General features: G+C 41.1%; 28 protein-coding genes. 12 read left to right on the top strand and 16 right to left on the bottom strand.

The features are described from left to right. From VIM89_RS05045 to rpsF, 4 genes are all read right to left on the bottom strand, one after another. Window positions 1-400 (bottom strand): hypothetical protein (locus tag VIM89_RS05045; RefSeq protein WP_488155041.1); only part of this gene is annotated, 400 nt, incomplete at its 3' end. A 215-nt stretch (window positions 401-615) separates the two neighbouring features. Next, window positions 616-1,059, bottom strand: coding sequence for a 50S ribosomal protein L9 (gene rplI / locus VIM89_RS05040; protein WP_488155040.1), 444 nt, complete (start codon window positions 1,057-1,059; stop codon window positions 616-618). 16 nt (window positions 1,060-1,075) lie between these two features. Next, entirely contained in the window at window positions 1,076-1,339 is a 264-nt protein-coding gene (rpsR, locus tag VIM89_RS05035; RefSeq protein ID WP_302901659.1) for a 30S ribosomal protein S18, read from the bottom strand. Further along, complete coding sequence (gene rpsF / locus VIM89_RS05030; RefSeq protein ID WP_488155039.1) at window positions 1,339-1,707, bottom strand: 30S ribosomal protein S6; 369 nt, start codon at window positions 1,705-1,707, stop codon at window positions 1,339-1,341. The genes rpsR and rpsF overlap by 1 nt, the downstream gene beginning before the upstream one ends. Before the next feature lie 549 nt (window positions 1,708-2,256). Here rpsF and VIM89_RS05025 point away from each other — a divergent pair. After that, window positions 2,257-2,490 carry a hypothetical protein gene (locus tag VIM89_RS05025; RefSeq protein WP_488155038.1) on the top strand — a complete coding sequence of 78 codons (234 nt, stop codon included), beginning with the start codon at window positions 2,257-2,259 and terminating at the stop codon, window positions 2,488-2,490. Between the two features lie 75 nt (window positions 2,491-2,565). After that, window positions 2,566-4,377, top strand: coding sequence for a DNA polymerase III subunit gamma/tau (locus VIM89_RS05020; protein WP_488155037.1), 1,812 nt, complete (start codon window positions 2,566-2,568; stop codon window positions 4,375-4,377). 54 nt (window positions 4,378-4,431) lie between these two features. On the opposite strand, the gene VIM89_RS05015 is transcribed toward VIM89_RS05020, so the two are convergent. Next, entirely contained in the window at window positions 4,432-4,857 is a 426-nt protein-coding gene (locus VIM89_RS05015) for a hypothetical protein (protein WP_488155036.1), read from the bottom strand. Window positions 4,858-4,924: 67 nt separating this feature from the next. Beyond that, window positions 4,925-5,635, bottom strand: a complete 711-nt coding sequence (locus VIM89_RS05010; RefSeq protein WP_488155035.1) for a hypothetical protein — start codon at window positions 5,633-5,635, stop codon at window positions 4,925-4,927. Window positions 5,636-5,843: 208 nt separating this feature from the next. On the opposite strand from VIM89_RS05010, the gene VIM89_RS05005 reads away from it, so the two are divergent. The 5 genes from VIM89_RS05005 (at window position 5,844) to VIM89_RS04985 (ending at window position 9,507) form a co-directional block, all read left to right on the top strand. Next, on the top strand, window positions 5,844-7,073 hold the full coding sequence (locus VIM89_RS05005; RefSeq protein WP_488155034.1) for an NADP-dependent isocitrate dehydrogenase: 1,230 nt from the start codon (window positions 5,844-5,846) through the stop codon (window positions 7,071-7,073). A 111-nt stretch (window positions 7,074-7,184) separates the two neighbouring features. Further along, on the top strand, window positions 7,185-8,087 hold the full coding sequence (locus tag VIM89_RS05000) for a DUF5655 domain-containing protein (RefSeq protein WP_488155033.1): 903 nt from the start codon (window positions 7,185-7,187) through the stop codon (window positions 8,085-8,087). Window positions 8,088-8,107: 20 nt separating this feature from the next. Next, on the top strand, window positions 8,108-8,323 hold the full coding sequence (locus VIM89_RS04995; protein WP_488155032.1) for a type II toxin-antitoxin system HicB family antitoxin: 216 nt from the start codon (window positions 8,108-8,110) through the stop codon (window positions 8,321-8,323). Next, the gene (locus VIM89_RS04990) at window positions 8,323-8,508 is read left to right on the top strand and encodes a type II toxin-antitoxin system HicA family toxin (RefSeq protein WP_488155031.1); all 186 of its coding nucleotides are present in this window, start codon (window positions 8,323-8,325) and stop codon (window positions 8,506-8,508) included. The genes VIM89_RS04995 and VIM89_RS04990 overlap by 1 nt, the downstream gene beginning before the upstream one ends. An 18-nt stretch (window positions 8,509-8,526) precedes the next feature. Further along, window positions 8,527-9,507, top strand: a complete 981-nt coding sequence (locus tag VIM89_RS04985) for a type I phosphomannose isomerase catalytic subunit (protein WP_488155030.1) — start codon at window positions 8,527-8,529, stop codon at window positions 9,505-9,507. A gap of 82 nt (window positions 9,508-9,589) precedes the next feature. Here VIM89_RS04985 and VIM89_RS04980 read toward each other — a convergent pair whose 3' ends face one another. The 5 genes from VIM89_RS04980 to VIM89_RS04960 form a co-directional block, all read right to left on the bottom strand. After that, the gene (locus tag VIM89_RS04980) at window positions 9,590-11,071 is read right to left on the bottom strand and encodes a PAS domain-containing sensor histidine kinase (protein ID WP_488155029.1); all 1,482 of its coding nucleotides are present in this window, start codon (window positions 11,069-11,071) and stop codon (window positions 9,590-9,592) included. Window positions 11,072-11,430: 359 nt separating this feature from the next. Then, a complete protein-coding gene (locus VIM89_RS04975) occupies window positions 11,431-11,892 on the bottom strand; it encodes a YciI family protein (protein WP_488155028.1) in 462 nt (153 codons plus the stop codon). 28 nt (window positions 11,893-11,920) lie between these two features. Continuing rightward, entirely contained in the window at window positions 11,921-12,583 is a 663-nt protein-coding gene (locus VIM89_RS04970) for a DNA alkylation repair protein (RefSeq protein ID WP_488155027.1), read from the bottom strand. A gap of 85 nt (window positions 12,584-12,668) precedes the next feature. Then, on the bottom strand, window positions 12,669-13,793 hold the full coding sequence (hppD, locus tag VIM89_RS04965) for a 4-hydroxyphenylpyruvate dioxygenase (RefSeq protein WP_488155042.1): 1,125 nt from the start codon (window positions 13,791-13,793) through the stop codon (window positions 12,669-12,671). A gap of 133 nt (window positions 13,794-13,926) precedes the next feature. Next, complete coding sequence (locus VIM89_RS04960; RefSeq protein ID WP_488155026.1) at window positions 13,927-15,090, bottom strand: homogentisate 1,2-dioxygenase; 1,164 nt, start codon at window positions 15,088-15,090, stop codon at window positions 13,927-13,929. Between the two features lie 449 nt (window positions 15,091-15,539). Here VIM89_RS04960 and VIM89_RS04955 point away from each other — a divergent pair, with 449 nt between their 5' ends. After that, on the top strand, window positions 15,540-16,547 hold the full coding sequence (locus tag VIM89_RS04955; RefSeq protein ID WP_488155025.1) for a fumarylacetoacetate hydrolase family protein: 1,008 nt from the start codon (window positions 15,540-15,542) through the stop codon (window positions 16,545-16,547). A 36-nt stretch (window positions 16,548-16,583) separates the two neighbouring features. On the opposite strand, the gene VIM89_RS04950 is transcribed toward VIM89_RS04955, so the two are convergent. From VIM89_RS04950 to VIM89_RS04940, 3 genes are all read right to left on the bottom strand, one after another. Next, window positions 16,584-17,072, bottom strand: coding sequence for a hypothetical protein (locus VIM89_RS04950; protein WP_488155024.1), 489 nt, complete (start codon window positions 17,070-17,072; stop codon window positions 16,584-16,586). A 106-nt stretch (window positions 17,073-17,178) separates the two neighbouring features. Then, the gene (locus tag VIM89_RS04945; RefSeq protein WP_488155023.1) at window positions 17,179-18,231 is read right to left on the bottom strand and encodes an agmatine deiminase family protein; all 1,053 of its coding nucleotides are present in this window, start codon (window positions 18,229-18,231) and stop codon (window positions 17,179-17,181) included. Then, on the bottom strand, window positions 18,221-19,090 hold the full coding sequence (locus tag VIM89_RS04940) for a carbon-nitrogen hydrolase (protein WP_488155022.1): 870 nt from the start codon (window positions 19,088-19,090) through the stop codon (window positions 18,221-18,223). Before VIM89_RS04940 ends, VIM89_RS04945 begins: the two co-directional genes overlap by 11 nt. A 197-nt stretch (window positions 19,091-19,287) precedes the next feature. Between VIM89_RS04940 and VIM89_RS04935 the strand changes: the two genes are divergently transcribed. The 3 genes from VIM89_RS04935 to VIM89_RS04925 all read left to right on the top strand — a co-directional run bounded on the left by VIM89_RS04935 (window position 19,288) and on the right by VIM89_RS04925 (window position 22,850). Further along, a complete protein-coding gene (locus tag VIM89_RS04935) occupies window positions 19,288-20,241 on the top strand; it encodes a lysylphosphatidylglycerol synthase transmembrane domain-containing protein (protein ID WP_488155021.1) in 954 nt (317 codons plus the stop codon). Between the two features lie 104 nt (window positions 20,242-20,345). Next, entirely contained in the window at window positions 20,346-22,124 is a 1,779-nt protein-coding gene (locus tag VIM89_RS04930; RefSeq protein ID WP_488155020.1) for an aromatic amino acid hydroxylase, read from the top strand. Between the two features lie 21 nt (window positions 22,125-22,145). Next, the gene (locus tag VIM89_RS04925; protein ID WP_488155019.1) at window positions 22,146-22,850 is read left to right on the top strand and encodes an SDR family NAD(P)-dependent oxidoreductase; all 705 of its coding nucleotides are present in this window, start codon (window positions 22,146-22,148) and stop codon (window positions 22,848-22,850) included. A 14-nt stretch (window positions 22,851-22,864) separates the two neighbouring features. Here VIM89_RS04925 and VIM89_RS04920 read toward each other — a convergent pair whose 3' ends face one another. After that, window positions 22,865-23,194, bottom strand: a complete 330-nt coding sequence (locus VIM89_RS04920; RefSeq protein ID WP_488155018.1) for a hypothetical protein — start codon at window positions 23,192-23,194, stop codon at window positions 22,865-22,867. Between the two features lie 116 nt (window positions 23,195-23,310). Next, window positions 23,311-23,649: a single-stranded DNA-binding protein gene (locus tag VIM89_RS04915; protein WP_488155017.1), complete on the bottom strand. Its 339-nt coding sequence runs from the start codon at window positions 23,647-23,649 to the stop codon at window positions 23,311-23,313. Window positions 23,650-23,798: 149 nt separating this feature from the next. On the opposite strand from VIM89_RS04915, the gene VIM89_RS04910 reads away from it, so the two are divergent. Next, a partial coding sequence (locus VIM89_RS04910) for a hypothetical protein (protein WP_488155016.1) occupies window positions 23,799-24,087 on the top strand: 289 nt, incomplete at its 3' end.

Raw genomic sequence — 24,087 nt, 5'->3', positions numbered from 1 at the left:
CCGCCAATCCCTCTATAAAGAACCGGTTGATAGGAAAGATCTTCAGACCGGCTTCAACAGGGATAAATGATGCAATGTCTCCTTCATAATACACCCCATAATCGGCTCCGTAATAATCGTCATAACCAACATCGTATCCGCCACCCGACACATAAAATGTATACCCGGCTGAAAACAACACACTTACCGGCGAATGTTTGAGGGGTACTTCGAGCGAAAGTGAAATTCCCCCTGCTTCAGGAAAGTAGTCTGAAACCACCCCTGTAGAAAGTCCGGAACTGACGCCAATGCCCAATTTTACTGACCGGGAATTATTATACAGAGGGTTATATTGTGCACTTGCCTCGTAAACCACCCCTAGCAAGATTGCGATCAAAAAGAAAACTTTTTTAATATTCATGTTCATATAGATGCAGGTATAAAAGTAAGTAACAACACACCTAAAATAACGGTTTTGCTAATCATAGGATTTGCTCACGGTTAAATTGTTACATAACGATAACAATAGCGGGCTACTGTTGTCAACAAAAAAGGTGCCTAGCTTTCACTAAACACCTTTTTCTAAAATTCTAATATCTAAATCCGAAATCGTAAATCCGATATTCGAAATTTAATTTATTCCGCTACTACTTCAAACGGAACTTTAACTTTCACCTCTTTGTGCAGGTTCAGGTTGGCAGTGTATTCGCCAAGCATTTTTGGTTCTGCGTCAAAAGTAATACGGCGGCGGTCAACTTCAAAGCCTTCTTTTTTCAAAGCGTCGGCAATCTGGATAGTGTTGATCGCACCAAATATTTTACCGCTTTCGCCAGCTTTTGCACCGATGGTCAGTTTTACACCTTCCAGTTTAGCTGCAATAGCGTCAGCATCTTTACGGATCTTTTCTTGTTTGAATTGTGCCTGTTTCAGGTTTTCAGCTAAAACCTTGCGGGCAGATTCAGTAGCCAAAGTAGCAAATCCCTGCGGGATAAGATAGTTACGGCCATAACCTGGTTTTACCTTTACGATTTCGTCTTTCTCACCGAGGTTTTTTACGTCTTGTTTTAAAATAACTTCCATTGTTTAAACCTCCTGATTATTTTAAAGAATCTGTTACATAAGGTAATAAACCGATGTGGCGTGCACGCTTAACGGCCTGAGCCACTTTACGCTGAAACTTTAATGAAGTACCGGTAAGGCGACGTGGTAATACTTTACCCTGGTCGTTTACGAACTTTAATAAGAAGTTTGCGTCTTTGTAATCGATGTATTTGATACCGTTTTTCTTAAAGCGGCAGTATTTTTTACGTGTATCGTCCACCTTGGGAGCAGTAACGTATTGGATTTGTTCGTTAGCCATTATTTTGCTGCCTCCTCTGCTTTAACGGTTTTCTTTTGATTGAAAGCGCCACTGCGTTTTTTCTCGTTGTAAGCAATAGCGTGTTTGTCCAGCGCAATAGTAAGGAAACGCAATACGCGCTCATCACGTTTGAACTCAATCTCCAATTTATTAATTAATTCACCCGGAGCCTTGTATTCAGTTAAGTGATAGTACCCTGTGTTTTTCTTCTGAATAGGGTACGCTAGTTTCTTCAAACCCCAATTATCCTCCTGGACAATTTCGGCTCCGTTATCTTTCAAGAATTTGCTGTATTTGGCAATAGCCTCTTTAGCAGTTTCTTCAGATAACAACGGGGTAAGAATGATTACGGTTTCGTACTGTTGCATTATCTTGCTTTGTTTTAATGTTTTACCCGTGTAGAACGGGGCTGCAAATGTAGGTATAGTTTTCGTTTTTTCAAAGAATTTTGAGATATTTTGCGAGGTGCAGGGCGCGTGGCGGTTGGTGAGAGTGAAGAAGCATTTGAACTATGATTCGCCTGGTTAAAAGATTACCATGATACTAGTGTTTACTGCAAACTAAAAACGGGTGTCACACTGAGGCACTCGAAGTGTGGTGCGAGGGGGTGTACTTCATATTGTCTGAACCTGAATTTTCAGAATTAACGAATTGATAGGATTGAGGACTGCTAACTGCCATTGCCAACTGCTACTTAAAAATATGGGCACCCGGGCGGGCTTTTCGCTCATACTGCACAGGCATTAGCCACGGGCCGGTATCCGCTGCAATCCCTGGTGCGGCTGAGCGGTCAGATTAATATTCCGGATAATAACAATGTGAAAATTTTTATCAAAAATCCATCTATGTTTTTTGACAAAACTTATATAACATTGTATATCAAATAAACGCAAACGCTAAATTTAAAAAATACGATCATGCTAATCACTGATCTTGAAATGGATGAGGAATTAATGATTAACTCCTCATGGGAACCTGAAGACGATAGCTGGGAAGATGAAGATGATGAAGACTTTGAGGATGAGGACTTTGACGACAGGCTCCAGGACATGGATGACCTGCATGAGATCCAGGTAGATGACGACCTGGGCGAGCCCTCTGTTGATGACGACGATCATTTTCCTGAAGAGGAAGAAGAGGATGATGAATAGTCACTTCCCGAATATTCTCAACATTCCTGTTCCCGGGTCTTTAACTTAAGGCATATTCTTGCTACCTTAGTGGCTGTGGAGAATTTTATTGTATCGGCACGTAAGTACCGTCCGGCTACCTTTGAAAGTGTTGTAGGTCAGCAGCATATAACTAATACGCTAAAAAACGCGATCAGGAATAACCAGCTTGCACAGGCATTTTTATTCTGTGGTCCGCGTGGTGTGGGTAAAACCACCTGTGCCCGTATTCTTGCCAAAACCATCAACTGCGAGAATCTGCAGCCTAATGGTGAAGCCTGTGGTGTTTGTGCGTCTTGTACTTCATTCCAGAACGGAAATTCCTTCAATATCCACGAGTTGGATGCTGCATCCAATAACTCTGTCGATGATATCCGCAGCCTGATCGACCAGGTGCGCATACCGCCACAAGCCGGCAGATATAAAATATACATCATCGATGAGGTGCACATGCTATCACAAGCTGCATTCAATGCCTTTTTGAAAACATTGGAAGAGCCGCCTCATTATGCCATATTTATATTGGCCACTACCGAGAAGCACAAAATACTACCAACCATATTATCACGCTGCCAGATATTTGATTTTAACAGGATCCGCGTAGAGGATATGGCTAATCACCTGGCTTCAATCGCTAACAAAGAAAGTATCAAATACGAAACAGATGGCCTGCACATCATCGCCCAAAAGGCTGATGGTGGTTTGCGAGATGCCTTATCGATGTTCGATCAGATCGTTAGTTTTTCTGATGGTAACGTTACTTACCGCACGGTAATAGATAACCTGAACATCCTTGATTACGATTATTACTTTAATATCATAGATGGCCTGTTAAAGGAAGATACCGCTAATACCTTATTATTATTTGATGAAATTTTATCCAAAGGTTTTGACGGTGCCCATTTTATATCAGGCTTATCAGAACACTTTCGTAACCTGTTAGTAAGCAAGGATGCAGCAACTTTAAAGCTGCTTGAGGTAAGCGAAGGTATAAAAGCGAAATATCTGCAGCAATCGCAAGCGTCGTCAGTATCGTTCCTGTTATCAGCAATGAATATCGCCAACCAATGCGATCTGAGTTATAAGTTGAGCAAGAATCAGCGACTGCAGGTTGAACTTGCCTTACTCAAAATGTGTCATTTACCCTCGGCATTCAATATGCTCACCGCGCCTGCCGGAGAAATGACTGCTACAGACGGGCAGGTAAAAAAAAAACCTGATACCCCAACAGTAAGTCAGCCCGCAGCGCCAAAAGTTGAGAATAATGCGCCGCCAGTAAGCGTTCAGCCTGTTGCTGAGAATAAACCACAACCAGTTGCCCCGGTTAAAGAACCAGTAAAAAATGGGAGTGAGCCTATTGCTGCTGAAAAGCCTAAGGTCTTTATTCCCAACCAGAATTCAGCTTCTACGTCCATAAAGATCCCCTCATTAAAGGATCTGGGTAAGGCAACAGCTGCTGAAATGGCAGAGGAAGATGACCCCTATATTAAAGGCGATGCAACCGAGGATTTCACGATGGATGCCTTCCTGAAGCATTGGAGTGATTACGCAGCCAAACTAAAAGCCGATGGCAACATGACTTTGGTGACTATCTTCACTTCTAATGCCCCGACTATGCTAAAGCCTTATGAGTTTGAGGTAATTTTAGCCAACAAAACCCAGGAAAATCAGTTCAGGGAAGATAAACACAACCTGCTTAACTTTTTGCGAGTAGGTTTAAGAAACTTTAATATCGAGGTCACTACAAGAATCGACGAGATCAAGGCAGCCAAACGCCCATACACTACGACAGAAAAGTATCAGCATATGGCCAATAAAAACCCGCAGTTAGCAGAGTTAAGACGCCGATTTAATCTTGATCTGGATTAATAAATTAAAAATTTAAAATTCCGAAATCCGCCTTCCGAATTCCGACATCAGAAATCATCTTCTCCTGTCATTCTTTGGATAGCCTTCTTCATCAAGGTCAGTCCGATCGTCTTCAGGGGTGCGCGAAAGAACATCATCTATGGGATCGACATCTACTATTTTGCCGTCGTTATCTACATGCATGCCTAACTGATCGACATCATCTTCTAACGATTCGTTAGGAATGTATTCATCTGCGGTATCATAAGGATTTGCTTCGTCATAGGTTGAGTCCATGTCGGCGCCATTCTTAGCTGATGTATGGTAAGGATCGGGATGATCATAATCAGGATCGTCGCTTTCTACATCATATTCAAAGCTGTCGTCCTCTTCGTTGAAGTTCAGGTTTTCTACGTCCGATTCTTCGCCTAATTGATCTTTTAATGTCCTATCCCTGTCATCCTGGTCGTCAAATTCAGGGGAAAATGCTCTCTTCGCCATAATTTATCGTTTCTTAATTAACAATAAAGTTCGGCTAAGGATTTGAAAAAATGATATAAATCTGCGATTAAAAATTGATTGGTTTACGGTAAGATGTTATCTCCCCAAGGGAGAATTTTACGCCGATTGTGAACTGAGTGTAAGCATCGTTCAGACGCCCGGCCTTAAAACCATCCAGCTCGTCGCCAAACACCATATTATATTGATAACCTATATCCAGTTTGATATCAGGACGAGAATATTTGTTAAAAAACTTAAACTCGTAACCAATGCGGAATGGAATAAATATTTCGCTTGATTTATCCAGGCCTGGTGTATAATAACCCGGAAATTGAATCGAATACCTGTTTATGCTGGATATATTATCATAAATAATACCCACTCCTGCGCCGACGTACAAATTCTTCATAGCATTTGCCACGCCGTTCTGCGAATAATCGATCAGCTCACCCGCTTGTAGCTGCAACCGAAGCGCATAATATTGATAATCAGCAGAAAATTGTCTTCCCAGCGGATCATTGACAGCGTCGCCACCGGCAAGCTTGCCAAATTGTGCCTCAAAAATATAATTGATAAATGGGCCCTGGTTGTAATTAAAATTAAAGTTGACGCCCTTAGTGCTTTTTGGAGTTACCACATCGCCGAAAAACTGATTGAATCCAAGAGAAACACCGACATCATATCTTCCATAATCATAACCAATCTGGGCTTTTGAAATAAGGGAGGTTAAACATGTAAGGAGAGTTAGGAGTGCAGTTCTTACAATAAATTTTGTCATAATCAGAGGGTGGCCCTATTCTGGCTGGCAAATATTCCTTTAATATGTCACAATTTTATAAAAATAACTTGAATGTTTCATTAATTAACGCTGAAAATGAAATATTTGTTCACCAGGCTTAATAATAATTTCAACAAAGTATTTAACAAATAGGAATACCATTTTTTTATATTTGAGCCCTTTAAAAACAGAAAATAAAAACCAGGTTATGTCAAAAATTAAAGTAGCAAATCCCGTTGTAGAGCTTGACGGTGATGAAATGACCCGTATTATATGGAAATTTATCAAAGATAAACTGATCATCCCTTACCTTGATCTGGATATAAAATACTACGATTTAGGTATTGAATACCGTGATCAGACAGACGACCAGGTAACTATTGATGCAGCAAATGCAATTAAACAATACGGTGTAGGTATCAAATGTGCCACCATCACTCCTGACGAAGCCCGTGTAGAAGAGTTTGGTCTGAAACACATGTGGAAATCGCCAAACGGAACTATCCGTAATATATTGGACGGTACGGTTTTCCGTGAACCGATCGTTATGTCGAACGTTCCGCGTTTGGTTCCAAACTGGACCGCACCTATTTGCATCGGCCGTCACGCATTTGGCGACCAGTATCGCGCTACTGACTTTTTGACCAAAGGCAAAGGTAAACTGACCATCACTTTCACACCAGAAGATGGCGGCGAAGTACAATCATATGATGTATTCAACTTTAAAGGTGATGGCGTTGCTTTGGCAATGTACAATACTGATGAATCGATCAAAGGATTTGCCCGTGCCTGCTTTAACCAGGCTTTATTAAAAAAATGGCCTTTATATCTGTCTACCAAAAATACCATCCTTAAAAAATATGATGGTCGTTTTAAAGATATCTTCCAGGAAATTTATGAGAATGAATTTAAACTGGAGTTTGAAGCAAATCAGCTGACTTATGAGCACAGGCTGATTGATGACATGGTTGCTTCTGCCCTTAAATGGCATGGCAACTTTGTTTGGGCTTGTAAAAACTATGATGGCGACGTACAATCAGACACCGTAGCGCAAGGTTTCGGTTCATTAGGTTTGATGACTTCTACTTTGGTTACTCCTGATGGCAAAACTATGGAAGCAGAAGCAGCACACGGTACAGTTACTCGTCACTACCGCGATCACCAGGCTGGTAAACCAACTTCAACCAACCCGATTGCATCAATCTTCGCATGGACAAGAGGTTTGGAATTCCGCGGTATGCTGGATGACAACAAAGAGCTGATCAAATTCTGCAAAACGCTGGAAGAAGTTTGTATCGAAACTGTTGAAAGCGGCAAAATGACCAAGGACCTTGCCATCACCATCAAACCAAAGGTAGAGCACGGAAAAGATTACCTGTACACCGAAGAGTTTTTGGAAGCAATTGACGAGAACCTGAAGAAAAGGTTAGGTAAATAATAACTAACACGTTGAGGCGCGATGCATCGCGTCTTTCTACAGAACATACTTAAAGTCCGTATAGTAACTATGCGGACTTTTTTGTTATTTAGAAACCTAAACCCTAAGCTTATGCCTGTATTTCATTATTCTAATGGAAAGTTAAAAAAGCTCAATATTATAACGCTAAGCAAAGAGCGTGTCTTGCAAAAAATGATTGAAGACAATTTGCTGGAAGTGTTGGATATGGACTTTTTATATTCCGAATATCCGACAACAGATCGTGGACGAATTGATACTCTTGCAATCGATGCCGATGGGGCACCGGTAATTATTGAATACAAGAGAAATAGAAATGATAATGTCATTAATCAAGCCTTGTCCTATCTCAAATGGTTAAAGTCTCAAAAAGTGGAGTTCTTTGAGATGATGGTCATGAAAAAGCTTGGCCCGGATAAAGCAAAAAGAATATCCTGGGATAATCCGAGAATAATATGTATTGCTGAAAGTTATAGCAAATTTGATATAGATACTTTAGAGGTTATTCCCCTAAAGCTTGAATTGTACAAGTATCACTACTATGAAAATGAAATCTTCACACTTGAAAAATTAAATAGTGATGATGAAAAACCGGTTCAAATAGATCAACCCGCTATAACAACTGAAGTCAAGACTGAACGCAAACAAACAGAGCTTAACTTGGAGCATCATCTAAGCAAAGGGCAACCTTTTGTAAAAGAGCTTTTCTTCACACTCCAAAGCAGGATATTTGAATTGGATGAAAACATACAGGAGAAAATCAATAATTATTATGTCGCTTTTAGGGTTTCTAAAATGTTTGCCGAAGTACATATTCAAAAAAGCAAAATATTGATATATCTAAGACCTATAGTCTATAATGATCCGGAAGAAAGGATTTTTAAAATTCCGGATAGTTATAATTGGGTACTAGATAGGAGAGTGTATTTAAATAATGAGAGTGATATTGATTATGTAATGAACTTAATTGAACAGTCCTACAAAGATGTCTTGTAATTTTTAGCTATTTTTGAGGTATGAAATTCACAGCAATTATTGAACAAGGCGAAGATGGATGGTTTGTGGGGCAGGTCGAAGAATTGCCCGCTGCTATTTCGCAAGGCAAAACTATTGAAGAGTTGAAGGACAACTTGCTCGATGCTATAAAATTGTTGTTAGATACGAATAAAGAAATTACTGAAAAAGAATACTCAGGAAAAGCAATTATTAGAGAAGAACTCGAATTAATATAATGAAGCGTTCTGCTTTAATAAAACATCTCGAAAAGAATGGCTGCCGACTTTTGCGTGAAGGTGCGAATCACGCCATTTACTTTAATCCGGCAAATCAAAAACAAACTGCAGTAGGCCGGCACCAGGAATTGGATAATTTGCTTTGCAAAAAAATCTGTAAACAACTCGAAATCCCTTTTGTATAATATTCAATCTACTATACCATGTCAACATTATATCCCTTAAAATTCAAAACTATATATAAAGACAAGATCTGGGGCGGTCAGAAGATCAAAACCTATCTGCATAAAGATTTCGGTAGCCTGCCAAACTGTGGTGAAACCTGGGAAATATCAGGTGTTAAATCGGATGTGTCAGTTGTGGCAAATGGCGAATTAGAAGGACAATCACTGGCTGATCTTTTGGAAAAATACCAGGATCAACTGGTAGGAAAAAAGGTTTACGACCATTTTGGCAATATCTTCCCGTTGCTGGTAAAATTTATCGATGCCAATGACGATCTGTCGATACAAGTTCACCCGAACGATGAACTGGCAAAAAAACGCCACAATTCATTTGGCAAAACCGAAATGTGGTATGTGATCGAAGCTGACCTGGGATCAACTTTGATATCCGGCTTTAACCAGCAGGTGAATCAGCAGATTTACGTAGATAAACTAACAAGCGGCCACATCATGGATATCCTGAATCGCGAGGATGTTTCTGCGGGAGATGTTTTCTTTTTACCTGCCGGCAGGGTACATACCATCGGTAAAGGATTGCTGATTGCTGAAATACAGCAAACCTCAGACATTACCTACCGTATTTATGATTTTGACCGCGTAGACGACAAGGGCCACAAACGCGAGCTGCATACCGAAGAAGCATTGGCTGCCATCGACTACAATTTCTACCCGGATTATAAAACCAAATATCAGCCCGAAAAGAATGAGACAGTACGACTGGTAAAATGCCCGTATTTTACTACCAACGTTTTGGATTTTACAGAAAATACTTCAAAAGACTATTCAAACCTGGATTCCTTCGTTATTCATGTTTGTGTTGAAGGCGAGTATACTATTGAAGCTGATGGCAAAGAATATCCTGTAAAAATGGGAGAGTGTATCCTGCTTCCAAAAACAATAGATTCCGTCGAATTAAAAACTACGAAAGGCTTTAAGATTCTGGAAAGTTATATTGAGTGATAGTGATCGGTGACTGGTTAATCAGTGATTAGTGCTTAGCATTCGAAAAATCCTGATTAACTGATCACTGGTTAACTGGTCACTAAACCAACTTAATAGTAAACTTAGTTCCATCATTCACTTTGCTTTCAACGCTGATTGAGCCACCAAGTGCTTCTATCTGGTTGCGGGTAATGAACAGGCCAATGCCCTTAGCTTCAGGGTGGTTATGGAAGGTTTTGTACATGCCGAATACGCTATCGCCATAGCGCTCCATGTCGATACCCAAGCCATTATCCTCAAAATACAGGTAAACATGGTTGCCGTCTTTTGCTGTACTGCATTTAATGATTGGCGTGCGTGCGGGGTCACGGTATTTTAGGGCATTGGTTAGCAAGTTCTGCAAAATACTTTCAAGGTAAGCCGGTATATAATTTACTTCAGGGGCTTTGCTGAAATCATATTCGATTTTTGCATGAGTAGACTCAATATTACTTTCAAGCGCCGACATGACGGTTTTGAATGTCGTTTCAAAATCTAAGCGCTTGCGCTCTTTACCTATCTCGGTTTGAATCTTAACGATCTCGCTCAGGTGATCGATAGTAGTTTTTAAACTTTCACTGATCGATTTGATATGGGCGAAGATCTCTTTCTTATCATCAGCAACATCGGTCTGATCATGCAGGTTTACCATGAATTGCAAGTTGCCTGTATGCGAACGCAGGTTGTGTGATACGATATAAGCAAAATTTTGAAGACGTTTGTTCTGATCGCTTAGCAGGTTAACCGCGTTCTGAACATCCATCTCCTTCTTTTTGATGTAGTCGATGTTCTGGAATATACAGCGGGCGGTGATACACTGGCCGTACTCGTCAATCACTGCGATGCCTCGCGCGCGTAACCAAATCTGGTTGTTGCGTGCGGTGCGGAATAAAAGCTCAAGATCAAAAGGCTGTGAATACTGAATAATATTATCGATCGCAGCACTAATGGCCTCACGGTATTGCGGTTCGAAGAAGCTGATCGTTTCCTCAATAGTCAGCTTAACCTTATCCTGCAGCTCAAATATATCATAAGCCTCACGCGACAAGGTGATCGTCCTGCTTTTAACATCGATCTCCCAGCCGCCAACTTTGGCTACCTTGATCGTCTCTTTGAAAAGAAAATCGTTGCGGTTGGCCTGTAGCTCTAATAATTTAAATTCGTGAACATCAACAATGGAGCCGGTAATTTTTGGCTCATTTTTATCGCCCCATTTTTTTACGGTGCTCTCAAACCAGCGATAGCCCTTTCGTTTGGTTAAAAGGCGTATCAGTACAGTTTCGGCGGGGTCGCTAAGATGTCTGTTTAATGATCTCTGGAATACGGGTTTATCTTCGTAATAAAGAAGATTTTCAAAGAAGTAGTCGTACGTGTTAGGTATATCGCCCGGGTCATATCCTAAAATAGAATAGAAACCGGAAGACCATTTCACGTCTTTCGTGATGATGTTATATTCCCAAATACCTGTGTTTATTGCGTTAATAAGGTCGGTAACATGGAAATCGCCATCATAAGAAAATTTGTCTCCTTCTGTAACGCTCATATTTTCAGATAGTTCACAATAATTTTATGATGGTTAAAGTATAGTTCAGTCATTAGTTTAAATTAATCAGATGACGGGTATTTATCATCATAACAGTCAATGATAACAAATTAAATACCAATCATTTGAAGTAAAAAACAAGGATTAAATGTATCTCTTATTTACTTCATTTACAATTGGTTATTTTACGTTAAAAAAGGGCATAAAGTTCCGCTGCCGAATATAATTTTGCATTTTTCCCCGTGTTGAGCATCTTAAAATGGGAAATAAATTGCCCATATATAACTGATGTTCAAATTAGTATCTCAATAGCTAAAAAAGTGGAATTTTATGAAAAAAATGCCCCTGGAATAACTGATTTAATCAGTGAAGCTTTTCTTTTGCAGCTTCTTATGTGTCTCGACGGTTTGCATCAAAGCCGCAGAGCCATACCAGGGATGCAACTCCATTACCAATGAACCTGCCTGTATAGCCGGATCGGTTTCAGTTAGTTTTTTGGCTTCTTCAATGGTACTTACGTTGAAAATGAAAATGCCTTTTATGGGCTGATCATCCATAAATGGTCCTGCAACGATAAGTTTACCTTCATCAGCCAGACGGCCAATGTTTTTTAAATGGGCCATCTGCAGTTTCATACGTGCAGCAGAGTCGGTTAAACGATGGGGGCCTTCCTTTAGAAATGCCATTACATATTGTTTCATCCCATAATCGTCAGCCCCAAGTTTCTGGGCCAATTGGGCATCGTATTGAGGGTTTTTTGATTGCGCGAAGCAGTTGATGCTTCCGATCAATAATAGCGCGATAAGCAGGTTGCGTTTCATAATTAAATTGATTAGTACAATAAAAGTACTAATCCCCAAACTTCTTTTCAAATTCTGCCAATGCATCTTTGGCTATCCATTTTGCAGCTTTGCTTTTTTGTTGAGCTATTCGTAAAGCACATTCTTTGGCAGCCTTTCCAAGGTTTCTATTTCTCTTACCGATCTGCCTCAATGCCCAGTTAACAGCCTTTTTTACAAAGTTTCGATCATCCCAGGCTTCTCTTTCTATTATTGGGAAAAATGGCATAAAAGCCTCATCATTTGCTTTTTTATCATGCACAGCAAATTCAGCCATCAGCACAAAACCTGCGCGTTTGATGTATTCCTTTTCAGATCGGCTGTATTCTAATGCTTTTTCAATGGCAAATGATGTGCGGTCAAATAAATTCCCGCATACCTGATCGCATACATCCCATGAGTAAAAATCGGCTGCCCAACTGTCCATTTGTTTGGCTGTTACCAGTTTTGGGTCATCAACAAGCGAAGCTAATATCTTGCATTCGTGTATATTAGTATTCCAAAGCTCAAGTGCCAACTGATGATCTTTTTTAATGCCCCTGGCCAGTTTGCGAATATTTGGGAGCGACACGCCTAAAGCCTTCGAATTATCTATAGCGAAGCGTTTCATCCCTTCATGGTGTTTCGGGTTAGAATTCTCTTTTAAAGTTGATATGATTTCGGTGATATTCACGAAAGAAAATTAAACAAAAAAGCCGGGATGCCCCGGCCAAACTAAACTAATACTAATTCCGACTTCAAATTTCCGAATTCCGAAATCACAGATTTCCTCTCAATTCCTGCTCACGCTCTATCGCTTCAAAAAGCGCTTTAAAGTTACCGGCACCAAATGAACGTGCACCTTTACGCTGAATAATCTCGAAAAACACTGTTGGCCTATCCTCCAATGGTTTGGTGAAGATTTGCAACAGGTAACCCTGGTCATCACGGTCAACCAGAATGCCTAATTCCTTTAGCGGTTCCAAGTCTTCATCAATATGACCTACACGCTGTATCAGATCATCATAATAGGTATTGGGCACATGCAAAAACTCTACACCGCGCCTCTTTAATCCGCTAACGGTTTCAACAATATGATCTGTAGCTAATGCCAGGTGCTGTACACCTTCGCCTTCGTAAAATTCCAGGTACTCTTCTATCTGCGATTTCTTTTTGCCCTCTGCCGGTTCGTTTATCGGGAACTTTACATAGCCGTTGCCATTGCTCATCACTTTACTCATCAGGGCTGAATATTCGGTCGAGATCATTTTATCATCAAAGGTCAGGATGTTTTTAAAACCCATAACGTCCTCATAAAAATTCACCCATTCGTTCATTTTGTGCCAACCCACGTTGCCTACGCAATGGTCGACATACATCAGTCCAGCGGGCTCAGGATTGTAATCGGTATGCCATTCCTGGTAACCCGGCAAAAATATGCCGTTGTAATTCTTGCGCTCTACAAACAAGTGCACGGTCTCGCCATAAAGCTTAATACCGCTTGTGCGTACTTCGCCATGCTCATCCTTTAAAGTCTGTGGTTGCTGATAAGGCTGCGCGCCTCGTTTGGTTGTTTGTTCAAATGCATCGTAAGCATCATTAACCCACAAGGCTAGTACTTTAACACCGTCGCCATGTTTTTTCAGGTGATCCGCTATTGGGTGATCGGAGTGTAGAGGAGTGGTCAATACCAATCGTATCTTATCCTGCTTTAATACATAAGATGCTCTGTCGCGGACACCAGTTTCTGGTCCTGCGTAAGCCAGGCTCTGAAAGCCAAAAGCTGTTTTGTAAAAATGAGCGGCCTGCTTGGCGTTGCCTACATAAAATTCAACATAATCGGTACCGTTCAACGGTAAAAAATCAGTTGATTGTTGTTTCTTATCTATGGTTAGTGTTTGCATTTTGGTTGTATTGGTTGTATTGGTTGTATTGGTTGTAAGTGTTGTAGAAGTTGTATTGGTTGTAAAGGTTGTAGAAGTTGTATTAATTGTTAAAGCTTTTACCACTTCAACCATTACAACTACTTCAACTTTTTCAACTTCCTTCCGCCCAACTCTTGTAATAATTCTGATCTTCTATTTTAATTGCGTCTTCTGTTAGCATTAATGGTCTGAATGGATCGATCATCACTGCCAGTTCATCTGTTGATTCTTTACCTATCGAGCGTTCCACTGCGCCAGGTGCAGGGCCATGAGGTATGCCTCCGGGATGTAAAGTAATTTGTCCTTTAACTACGCTTTTGCGGCTCATGAAATCACCGTCGACGTAGTATAAAACTTCGTCACTATCCACATTGCTATGATTGTAAGGAGCAGGAATAGACAATGGATGATAATCGAATTTGCGTGGTACAAATGAGCAGATCACAAAATTGTGACCCTCAAAAGTTTGATGTACCGGCGGCGGTTGATGCAGCCTGCCTGTTATCGGTTCGAAGTTGTGGATTGAAAAAGCATAAGGATAATGATAACCGTCCCATCCAATAAAATCGAAGGGGTGCGTACCGTAGATGTAAGGATAGATTAAGCCCTGCTTTTTTATCAGGATCTTAAAGTCGCCTTTTTCGTCATGGGTTTCGATATGCTCAGGCAATTTCAGATCGCGCTCACAATAGGGAGCGTGTTCCATTAACTGTCCGTATTGATTTAAGTAGCGCTTAGGCGACCGTATCGGGCTAAAGCTTTCTACGATAAACAGGCGGTTATCTTCGCTATTAAATTCTAATTGGTAAATGGTACCGCGAGGAACGATCAGGTAATCACCATATTCAAATGGGATGTTCCCATAGCCGGTTTTCAATGTGCCTGAACCAACATGTACAAAAATCACCTCATCAGCCTGGCTATTCTTATAAAAATAGTCCATCATGGATTTACGTGGGGCTGCTAATGAAATATGCAGATCGCTATTGACCAAAACCGGTTTGCGGCTTTTTAAGTAATCATACTCCGGTTCAATTTTAAACCCGATGAGGCTGGTATGTTTCAGGTGTTTTTCGCGGGCAATTTTCGGCTCAACCGAATAGGGCTCACCTAAAGTTTTTACGATAGTCGGTGGATACACATGGTACACGAGCGAGTAAAGGCTTGAAAAACCTTCGGTTGATACCAGCTCTTCGGCATATAAAGTGCCATCGGGCTTGCGGAATTGCGTGTGCCGCTTTGGCGGGATCTTCCCTAATTTATGATATACGGGCATAGTCTGTAATTTGGTTGTAAAGTTGAAATGTTGTAAGATTGAAAGGTTTTATAATCAATCACTTACCCATTTCACAATAAAACGAATATGAAGCTATAATAGTTTTAGGGAGAGCTATAAGGTGGTCAACTTTACAACGTTTCAACCTTACAACTTTTCAACGTTGTTTAGTATTGTGCCAGCACAATTTTAGCAAGCATGGCATCCCTGAAAGAAGAAGCATCGCTCATCGAAGTGAGCCCCAGGGAAAACAGGAAATGTTTTTGTATGCGCAGCATGATAATACAAAGTTAGAACAGATAAATTTAATGTGCAAGAGGTTAGTTGTAATGGTTATAAATGTTGTAGTGGTTGAAAAGGTTAATCACTTCAACCACTATAACATTTTCAACTTCTACAACTTCTCCTCAACTAAAATCAATAGCTTTGACACACCAATTAACTCTGCCATGAAATTAGTATCCTATAAAACCGAAGACCGTGAGCACCTGGGTATCTATGTTAACGGCCACATATATAACCTCAACTCGTGCCATAAACTGCTGCCCGATAACATGAATGATTTTTTATGGGGTGGTGATGAATTGATGGACCGGGCAAGGAAAGTGAACGATGATATTGCCTCAGGAAGACTGGAAGCTAAAGAAGAATTATTCTTTGAGTTATTAGCTCCGGTGCCTCATCCTACGTCATGCCGTGATGGATACGCTTTCCGTCAGCATGTGGAGGCAGCCAGACGAAACCGCAGGGTGCCTATGATACCCGAGTTTGATCAGTATCCTATTTTTTACTTTACTAATCACAATGCTATACAGGGAATAGGCGAGATAGAATGCATGCCTGATCATTTCAATAAACTTGATTTTGAGCTGGAAGTGGCTGTCGCACTTAACAAAAAAGGCAGGAATATCAGAGCCTCTGAAGCTGACAGTTACATAGCCGGTTATATGATCATGAATGATATGAGCGCGCGAACCTTACAAATGGAGGAGATGTTGTTAAATCTCGGCCCGGCAAAAGGGAAGGATTTTTCGACGGTGATTGGTCCGTGGTTGGTTACGCCTGATGAATTGGAGCAATATAAAGTGCCTGCAAAACCTGGCCATACAGGTAATAATTATAAGCTGAACATGAAATGCCATGTGAACGGTAAAGAAGTATCCAACGGAAATATGGCCGATATGGATTGGACATTTGCCGAGATCATCGAGCGTTGCGCGTATGGTTGTGATGTATTGCCGGGCGATGTAATAGGTTCTGGTACCGTTGGTACCGGTTGTTTCCTTGAATTAAATGGCACAGGCTTGCTTAACGACCCTAATTACCAAACCCAATGGCTGCAACCCGGCGATTTAGTAGAAATGGAAGTAACCGGCCTGGGCGTCCTGAGTAATGTGATAAAAAAAGCGGATAGCAATTTCTCGATACTGGATCTGAAGAAAAAACAATATGCTTAGTTCAATGGGTAGAGATTTCAGTGTTGCTGAAAGGGTTTATTGTTTTATGTAATAGACCGCCTCGGTGTCCCGTATTACGTTTCCTGAGCCGTCCGTTGTCGAATCATCATAGAACAACTCCAATCTGCCGTCGGCAAGCATTTTGACAGTCCCTTGATCGCTGAATGCAGGAAAGGTTATAGCGCCTCCCGGCGAGCTTTCTGTATGAGAAGGGTAATTTGTGGTTAGTTTATTGTTGGAAAGTGTATAGGTGAAATTAACGCTTCCTGAATCGCCAGAAGAAATACCTGTGCCATCACCATTAAACTGTAGATAATAATTGGGGTCAATAGTTGTTGATGAAAGTTGATTTACTATGCGACTTAAAACTCCGTTCTTATATTCCAGAACGGTATCCTGCATATAATACCATTTGCCAGAGATTTTAGTTTGCTGATTTGTGTTATTGTTGTTTGATGGATTGTCTTTTTTACAGGAATACAAAAGGGCAATTACTGAAACGAAAACCAGGAGATATTTTTTCATTTGTGAAAGGTTTAGTACATATATTGACGTAAAAATAAAAAAGAATTTATAATGATTATAAAGTCGCTATAAATTCTTCTTTGTGAAAGTACCGGTATAGGATACTTTAAACTGATGGCTCCTGCTGGCTAAGGCAATGAAAACTACCCAGTCCCCAGATAATATCTGTTGAATCTATGCCGATGACCTTACGATCAGGAAAACACTGCGTCAGAATATCCAGTGCCCTGTCATCATTTTTGGAACGATAGGTTGGCACCACCACAGCAGCATTGCTAATATAAAAATTGGCATAAGATGCAGGCAAACGCTGACCGTCATAATAAACCGGATCGGGCATTGGCAACTCCACGATATTCAGTTGCTTGCCATTCAGCAGGCGCATAGTTTTAAGCGTTTGGAGGTTTTCCAGCAGGATGTGGTAGTTTTCGTCGTTCTTGTTTTCTTCAACTACTGTTACTACAGTATCTTCATTGGTGAACCGGGTAATATCGTCGATATGACCGTCAGTATCGTCACCTATAATGCCATCACCCAACCATAATACCTGTTCTACACCATAATAGTTTTGCAGGTACGATTCTATTTGTTGTTGATTAAGCTGCGGATTGCGGTTCTCATTCAGTAAACAAGCAGTAGTTGTTAATACTGTGCCCTTACCATTAAAATCTACCGAGCCGCCTTCCATCACAATTCCCGGATGATAAACCTGCAAATTAAAGTGCTTCGCAATCTTAGTTGGGATCACATCATCTAGATCATACGGCGGGTATTTATTCCCCCAGGCATTATAGCCCCAGTCGATAATTACTTTTTGCTTAGTATCGCTATTGATCAGGAATGCGGGTCCGTGATCACGGCACCAGGCATCATTGGTCGGGAATTCGAAGAACTCAATCCGTTTCAAATCAACACCAACAGTCATCAATTGCTCTTTGGCAAAAGCAGCCATCTGCTCATCCACCACATTAATGCGGACTAACTCGCCTTCAGATACTGCTTTTATAAATTCAGCATAGGGACGATAAATGGTCGCGATCTTGCCCGGCCACGAAGCTTCTTTATGAGGCCAACTAAGCCACGTAGCAGTATGCGGTGCCCATTCGGCAGGGAAGTGAAATCCCTGCGAAGCAGGTGAGTTAGAAAAATCAATCTTCATCGATAAGGCGTTTTGTGATGGGCTGATAAGAATCAATTCTTCTGTCTCTCAAAAACGGCCAGTGCGTGCGGTAATGATCAGTTTTAGTCAGATCAAGCTCTTGAACCACTACTTCTTCTTCTGTATGTGAAGTCTGATAGATCACACTGCCGAACGGGTTGGCAAAGAATGATCCACCCCAGAATTTTAATTCTTCTTCCTGGCCCACGCGGTTCACACTTACCACATGAACACCATTGGCTACAGCATGCGAACGCTGGATGGTTTGCCATGCGTTGTATTGTTCCGTATTGGTAGTATCGTCCTGACTGGTGGCCCAACCTATAGCGGTAGGGTAGAATAATATCTCGGCACCCATCAGTGAAGTGATTCGTGCTGCTTCAGGATACCATTGATCCCAGCAGATCAGCACGCCAATGGTGGCATATTTGGTTTTAAATACTTTATAGCCCAGGTCGCCTGGAGTAAAGTAGAATTTTTCATAAAAACCCGGATCATCCGGAATATGCATTTTGCGGTATTTGCCAAGATAAGTGCCATCGGCATCCAATACAGCGGTGGTATTATGGTAAAGACCCTGGGTGCGTTTCTCAAACAACGAGGCAACGATCACCACATTCAACTCTTTGGCTACTTTGGACAGCTCATCGGTTGACGGACCTGGAATAGCTTCAGCCAGCTTGAAATTATCGTAATTCTCTACATCGCAGAAATAAAGCGAAGTAAACAATTCCTGCAAACAAACGATCTGCGCACCTTTAGCCGCAGCTTCGCGCACTTTAACAATTGCCTTTTGCAAATTTTGCTGTTTATCAGCCGTGCACGACATCTGCACCAAACCAACCTTTACTTTAGCCATAGCCTTAAAATTTTGCGCAAATTTAAAATTTTAATGTTAACTGAAATGTCAATTTATAAGGCTGTCTGAACCGGAATTAATCGAATTTTTTGAATGAACAGAATTTTGGAACTGGACATATTCTGAAAATTCTTGAATTCTGCGAATTCTGGTTCAGACGAATAATCTGTGAAATCAAAATATTACTTTTGCAGCCGATGACAACATTTGAAGAAGCAGTAGAGGACAACCCCAATCCCCGAACCTGGAAACATAAAGTTTGGAACGTAACCAAGTTACTTTTAAAACTCGCGGTTACGTCGGTGTTGTTATGGTATGTGTTCAGCAAGCAGCCCATAGGCGAAATTAAGGATCGCCTTTTACACGCCAATTATTGGTGGATGCTGGCAGCCATACTCATGTATGCCTGTTCTATGGTGGCTTCAGCATGGCGTTTGCTTAGCTTTTTCAAATCAATTGATCTGCGTTTGGACCCTAGATTCAATCTAAGGCTATACTCGCTTGGAATATTTTATAACCTGCTTTTACCGGGTGGTATAGGCGGCGACGGTTATAAAATCTACCTGTTACATAAACGGTATAATTTGCCTGCAAAGCGAGTATTCTGGGCCATTGCATTTGACCGATTGAGCGGGCTTTGGGCCATTGGTTTGATCGTAGTAGCGCTTACCATATTCATTCCGCAAATACAGGAGCAGATACACATCGCCATACCAATGGCGATATTCCTTGTGGGATCAGCTATTTATTATGCGGTAGTGAAAATATTCTTTAAGGATTTTACCCGGCACTTTTTTAAAGGACATGCCAAAGCTGTTATCGTGCAATCTTTCCAGATATTGGCAATACTTTGTTTTCTGATGGGACAGGATTTTCACGGGAAATTTGCACCATACCTGTTATCTTTCTTGATTTCAGCTTTAGCCGCAGTAGTACCGATTACCTTCGGTGGGGCGGGAGCAAGAGAGGCAATCTTCGCTCGTCTTTCACCAATATTCAATATGAATACGGGTTTGGCAGTGTTTCTCAGTGTGTCGTTCTATTTGGTATCATTGATTGTAGCATTGTCAGGACTTTATTATGTAATTCGCCCAAGCAGACTGGAAGAAGGATTGCCTGCTGTTGCTACGAAAGAAGAGGGCAGTCAATAGTCAAACCAATTCAACTATTACAACTTCTACAACTACTCCAACAATTTCAACCAATACAACCATTTAACTAACTTTACGTTCTCTTAATAAACCTACTGAACGTAATGAGCGATTTTAATGATTTTAACAATCCGCAGGTTGCTGCGTTGCCGCGCCATTTAAAGCAATTTATCGTACCGCAGCACTACGACCACTATACCCCGATTGATCATGCGGTGTGGCGTTATGTGATGCGCCAGAATTATAGTTATCTGAAAGATGTCGCTTATTATCCTTACATACCAGGCCTTTTAAAAGCTGGTTTGACTATCGAGAAAATACCCAATCTGCAGGAAATGAATGATGCCCTGGGTAAGATCGGCTGGGGAGCTGTTACTGTTGATGGCTTTATTCCGCCCGCTGCATTTATGGAATACCAGGCTTACCGGGTTTTGGTTATAGCTGCGGATATCCGTCAACTAAAACATATTGAATATACCCCCGCACCAGACATTATACATGAGTCGGCAGGGCATGCGCCAATCATTGCTGATAAAGATTACCACGAATACCTAAGTTACTTTGGATCGATTGGAGCTAAGGCTATGTTTTCTGCACAGGATTTCCAATTGTATGAAGCTATCAGGTCTCTGTCAATTTTGAAGGAGATGCCTGATGCTGATCCTGTGGATATAAAAAAAGCGGAAGAGCTGGTTGCTTACCGTCAGGAGAATATGGGCAAACCTTCGGAGATGGCACTGCTAAGCCGCTTGCATTGGTGGACGGTAGAGTATGGCCTGATCGGCACGTTAAAAGACCCGAAAATATATGGAGCCGGTTTACTTTCATCGATAGGTGAAAGTGTTACCTGCATGAAAAAGGATATAAAGAAACTGCCTTATACCATCGATGCAGTGAATTATCCTTACGATATTACCAAACCTCAGCCACAACTATTTGTAACACCGACTTTCCAAAACCTGATTGATGTACTTGAGGAGTTTGCCAATACAATGTCATTCCGTGTTGGGGGTAACTACGGTTTACAGAAGGCGGTGGAAAGTAAAAATACCTGTACGGTTGTATATAGCTCAGGCTTGCAGGTATCCGGAACGGTTACTGATTTCAGGAAGCTGGATGAAGATCAGCCATCTTTCATAAAAACGTCTGGGGCGACTATATTATCTCACAATAATCAGCAACTGAAGGGCCACGGGAAAGATTATCATAAAGATGGGTTTAGTTCGCCGGTTGGCCGATTACAAGGCATTGATACACCATTGGAAGATATGGCTCCGGATGCATTAAAACTACTAGGGATTGAACTAAGCAAACACACGCGTCTGAACTTTGCCAGTGGAATTACAGTGGATGGTACTGTGAAAAATATTCTAACTGTTGAAGACAAGAACCTGATCATCACTTTTGCCGATTGTACTGTAAAAGACAAAAGCGGTGAAACATTATTCGATCCATCATGGGGAGTGTATGACATGGCGGTGGGCGAAAAGATCACTTCTGTATTTTGCGGTGCGGCGGATAAAGATGCTTTTGAGGATATTGTTTATAAATCGAATACTAATACCCATCATGTTGAATATGACGCCCGGACACAGGAATTGCATCAGCTTTACCAGCAAGTTCGCAACCGCAGGCATAAGGGCGGCGATTTTGGATATTTAGGAAATGTGTGGATGCGCCTGCAAAAAAATCATCACGACGATTGGCTTTGCGCATTGGAAATATTAGAGATTCTGGAGCATGAAGACGTTGAACCACAGGTTGCAGCGGAAATAAGAAACTTCCTTGAAGATAAAGCCAAAAAAGAGCCGAAACTTAAAAAGCTGATCAATGATGGTCTTTACCTCATCAAGCATCCTGTAGAGCAGAAACTGGTGGTTTGATAAAATTAATATCTTCGCCTTATGAATATTGTCATCACAGGTGCCAGCAGCGGCGTAGGTTTTGAAGCGGTGCTTGAATTTATATTGACCAGTAAACATAAAGTAGTTGCTTTAGCACGATCTGAAGATAAGTTGGGGCGTTTGCTGGAAATAGCTAAGGGATTGAATCCTGAATGTGTTTTATATCCTATTGCTTTTGATATTGTGCACGATGATTATCACCATCTGCAGCAGTTTATCAATAGTCACCTGGATGGACAGGTAGATATTCTGATTAACAATGCCGGTGTTTTAATCAATAAGCCATTTACGGAATTGCTGGAACGTGACTTTGTTGAAATGCTGCAAAGCAATTTTATCGGACATGTTCGCATTACCCAGAGCCTATTGCCCTATATGCCAGCCGGCTCTCATATCCTGAACATCGGCAGCATGGGTGGTTTCCAGGGAAGTGCTAAATTCCCAGGCTTGTCAGCCTATTCAGCCAGCAAAGCAGCTTTGCACACACTCACCGAATGCCTTGCCCAGGAACTCACTGAGCAACAGATCAAAGTTAATTGCCTGGCATTAGGTTCAGCACAAACTGAAATGTTAGAGAAAGCTTTCCCCGGATATGAATCGCCGGTGATGGCTTTTGAAATGGGGAAATATATCGCTGATTTTGCGCTAACGGGTCATCGCTTTTTTAATGGGAAAGTATTGCCGGTAGCGATAACGACGCCTTGATTGAGATATTGGAACTATTTTTTGAAAAATAAAAATATGATTCCAAGCATGGCGCCCACCTGCCCAATCCAGAAAATAAACATCCACTTGAAGTTGTCAGCTTTGTGCTCACCCATCTCTTTGCGGATATCATAGCGGAGATTAGCAATTTCCTCCCTGGTATCTACAATCTCAGTTCTGAGACTTGCGATATCCTCTTTGGTGGCTAATGTCTTAATAGTTGCTTCCACTGATCGTTCAGTTTTATTATCAATGTATTTGAACATGGCCTCGGTTGTGTCGCTGCCTAATTTTTCGGATAACAGTTTATACAGCCTGGCGGTTTCTTTTGCTTCTAAGTACATAACAAATATAAGGTTTAGGATTTAATAATTTTAATATACAGGGTAGCCTTGCGCCACCCTGTATCTGTGATAAGGCAGGTAGAACAGGTTTAGGTAATTATGAAAGATTTAGGTATTTATTTCTTTAATCCGATCTTCAGGAATTCATTCACCACCACTTCGGTTACATAGCGTTTGTTGCCGTCTTTATCTACATAACTTCTGCTGGCCAGCTTGCCTTCAATGGCTATTTCATCGCCTTTTCTTAAAATTTGCTCGGCTAGTTTAGCCTGGGCTCCCCACAAAACAAGGTTGTGCCATTGGGTGTCGGTTACTTTTTCGCCTTTGTCGTTTTTGTAAGTCTCATTAGTGGCAATGGCAATTTTTGCCAGTTTGCGGTCATTGTCAAAGCTTTTTACTTCGGGGTCCATGCCCAGGTTCCCTACAAGGCGTACACTGTTTTTTAACGTATTCATCGTTTTAATTTTTAAAATATTCGTATCTGAGTCAACGATACAAAGGTGAGGAGGGGCGAAAAATTTATTCGGTTAATAATCGCTTATAGTCGACAACTTCCATTTGTAAGCGTTTGTAAACGAATAAATAGTTGCTTATATTTACCGCTATGACGGAAGAAAGATATTGCCTTGATTGCGGCGAAGTATTGCATGGCCGCGCCGATAAAAAGTTCTGTAACGACCAATGCCGCAACAATTATAATAACCAGCTGAACAGCAACAGCTCAAATTTGGTTCGCAACATAAACAATATATTGCGCCGTAACCGCAGGATTTTGGAAGAGTTAAATCCATCAGGCAAAACCAAAACTAGTCAGAAAAAGATGGCTGCTAAGGGCTATAATTTTGAATACCACACCCGGACTTATCAAACCCAAAATGGAAAAACATATCATT

The organism is Mucilaginibacter sp., assembly GCF_036568825.1.
Lineage (GTDB): Bacteria > Bacteroidota > Bacteroidia > Sphingobacteriales > Sphingobacteriaceae > Mucilaginibacter.
Note: the sequence above shows the minus strand (reverse complement) of the source record. Positions and strands in the feature narration are given on the sequence as shown.

Coding starts and splice junctions, on each gene's coding strand:
- rplI (WP_488155040.1), bottom strand. CDS start 1,059: ATGGAAGTTATTTTAAAACAAGACGTAAAAAACCTCGGTGAGAAAGAC.
- rpsR (WP_302901659.1), bottom strand. CDS start 1,339: ATGGCTAACGAACAAATCCAATACGTTACTGCTCCCAAGGTGGACGAT.
- rpsF (WP_488155039.1), bottom strand. CDS start 1,707: ATGCAACAGTACGAAACCGTAATCATTCTTACCCCGTTGTTATCTGAA.
- VIM89_RS05025 (WP_488155038.1), top strand. CDS start 2,257: ATGCTAATCACTGATCTTGAAATGGATGAGGAATTAATGATTAACTCC.
- VIM89_RS05015 (WP_488155036.1), bottom strand. CDS start 4,857: ATGGCGAAGAGAGCATTTTCCCCTGAATTTGACGACCAGGATGACAGG.
- VIM89_RS05010 (WP_488155035.1), bottom strand. CDS start 5,635: ATGACAAAATTTATTGTAAGAACTGCACTCCTAACTCTCCTTACATGT.
- VIM89_RS05005 (WP_488155034.1), top strand. CDS start 5,844: ATGTCAAAAATTAAAGTAGCAAATCCCGTTGTAGAGCTTGACGGTGAT.
- VIM89_RS05000 (WP_488155033.1), top strand. CDS start 7,185: ATGCCTGTATTTCATTATTCTAATGGAAAGTTAAAAAAGCTCAATATT.
- VIM89_RS04995 (WP_488155032.1), top strand. CDS start 8,108: ATGAAATTCACAGCAATTATTGAACAAGGCGAAGATGGATGGTTTGTG.
- VIM89_RS04990 (WP_488155031.1), top strand. CDS start 8,323: ATGAAGCGTTCTGCTTTAATAAAACATCTCGAAAAGAATGGCTGCCGA.
- VIM89_RS04985 (WP_488155030.1), top strand. CDS start 8,527: ATGTCAACATTATATCCCTTAAAATTCAAAACTATATATAAAGACAAG.
- VIM89_RS04980 (WP_488155029.1), bottom strand. CDS start 11,071: ATGAGCGTTACAGAAGGAGACAAATTTTCTTATGATGGCGATTTCCAT.
- VIM89_RS04975 (WP_488155028.1), bottom strand. CDS start 11,892: ATGAAACGCAACCTGCTTATCGCGCTATTATTGATCGGAAGCATCAAC.
- hppD (WP_488155042.1), bottom strand. CDS start 13,793: ATGCAAACACTAACCATAGATAAGAAACAACAATCAACTGATTTTTTA.
- VIM89_RS04960 (WP_488155026.1), bottom strand. CDS start 15,090: ATGCCCGTATATCATAAATTAGGGAAGATCCCGCCAAAGCGGCACACG.
- VIM89_RS04955 (WP_488155025.1), top strand. CDS start 15,540: ATGAAATTAGTATCCTATAAAACCGAAGACCGTGAGCACCTGGGTATC.
- VIM89_RS04950 (WP_488155024.1), bottom strand. CDS start 17,072: ATGAAAAAATATCTCCTGGTTTTCGTTTCAGTAATTGCCCTTTTGTAT.
- VIM89_RS04945 (WP_488155023.1), bottom strand. CDS start 18,231: ATGAAGATTGATTTTTCTAACTCACCTGCTTCGCAGGGATTTCACTTC.
- VIM89_RS04940 (WP_488155022.1), bottom strand. CDS start 19,090: ATGGCTAAAGTAAAGGTTGGTTTGGTGCAGATGTCGTGCACGGCTGAT.
- VIM89_RS04935 (WP_488155021.1), top strand. CDS start 19,288: ATGACAACATTTGAAGAAGCAGTAGAGGACAACCCCAATCCCCGAACC.
- VIM89_RS04930 (WP_488155020.1), top strand. CDS start 20,346: ATGAGCGATTTTAATGATTTTAACAATCCGCAGGTTGCTGCGTTGCCG.
- VIM89_RS04925 (WP_488155019.1), top strand. CDS start 22,146: ATGAATATTGTCATCACAGGTGCCAGCAGCGGCGTAGGTTTTGAAGCG.
- VIM89_RS04920 (WP_488155018.1), bottom strand. CDS start 23,194: ATGTACTTAGAAGCAAAAGAAACCGCCAGGCTGTATAAACTGTTATCC.
- VIM89_RS04915 (WP_488155017.1), bottom strand. CDS start 23,649: ATGAATACGTTAAAAAACAGTGTACGCCTTGTAGGGAACCTGGGCATG.